We start from the raw sequence: 1,098 nt of genomic DNA, 5'->3' as shown, positions 1-1,098 counted from the left end.
TGTTATGGGAGAAACAAGGCTAAAACCTCGCCCTTCAGGGCGGGGATACAGCCGACTGACCTCTCACTAACCACGTTCGATGGTATTGCTGGATATTCCACGTTCAGTCATTGGTTTTAATATATAATCTTCCATAACTTGTTATGAACACAGGACGATGTTGGAGACTACCCGCACCTATCGGGCAAAAATCGTCAACCACCAGCAGGTGTGCGACGACCTCGATCAGTGTGGGCTCTCCGCGTCGAAGCTGTGGAATGTCGCCCGATACTACTCTCAAGGCCGGTGGGACGAAGACGGGGAAATTCCCGACGACAGCGAACTCAAATCAGAATTGAAAGACCACGAACGCTACAGTGACCTTCATTCTCAGTCAAGTCAGCGAGTTCTTGAAGAACTTGCTGAGGCGTTCACCGGCTGGTTCAACTCCGACGACGGGAACAACCCACCGGGCTACCGCAAACATGGCGACAAACACCCACGCTCGACCGTGACGTGGAAACAGAAGGGTATCAAACACGATGACAAACACGGACAGGTTCGACTCTCAAAGGGCTTCAACCTGAAAGACGGTCGTTCTGACTTCATTCTCGCCGAATATGAAACCCGAACGGACGTGACTGTTGAGAACGTCCAACAGGTGCGGGCCGTGTGGAATGGCGACCGGTGGGAGCTACATCTTGTCTGTAAGAAACAGATACCCGTCGAAGATGCACCCGGAGACAACACCGCTGGGATCGACCTCGGAATCAGCAACTACCTCGCTATTGACTACGAGGACGGACCCAGCGAGCTGTATCCCGGCAACCGGCTGAAACAGGATAAACACTATTTCACCCGTGACGAGTACGACACGGATGGCGAGAATGGCCCCTCACAACGTGCAGTGAAAGCTCGACAGAAACTCTCACGCCGGAAAGATCACTTCTTACATACCCTCTCGAAACACGTTGTCGAACGGTGTGTTGAGGAGTGTATCGGAACAATCGCCGTAGGCGACCTGAGTGATATTCGGGAAGACGACGACGGTGAAACACGGAACTGGGGGCGATCAGGCAACAAGAAGTTGCACGGGTGGGAGTTTGACCGGTTTACCCG

General features: G+C 53.1%; 1 protein-coding gene. It reads left to right on the top strand.

All coding sequences use genetic code 11. The annotated features are described in order from the left end of the window. Nucleotides 1-157: 157 nt before the first annotated feature. Nucleotides 158-1,098: RNA-guided endonuclease InsQ/TnpB family protein (locus tag NKJ34_RS15690; RefSeq protein ID WP_253739231.1), on the top strand; the 941-nt coding region annotated here is incomplete at its 3' end.

Origin of the sequence: Halohasta salina (assembly GCF_024178165.1) — an archaeon.
Lineage (GTDB): Archaea > Halobacteriota > Halobacteria > Halobacteriales > Haloferacaceae > Halohasta > Halohasta salina.
This window is presented reverse-complemented; position numbering and strand designations above follow the sequence as displayed.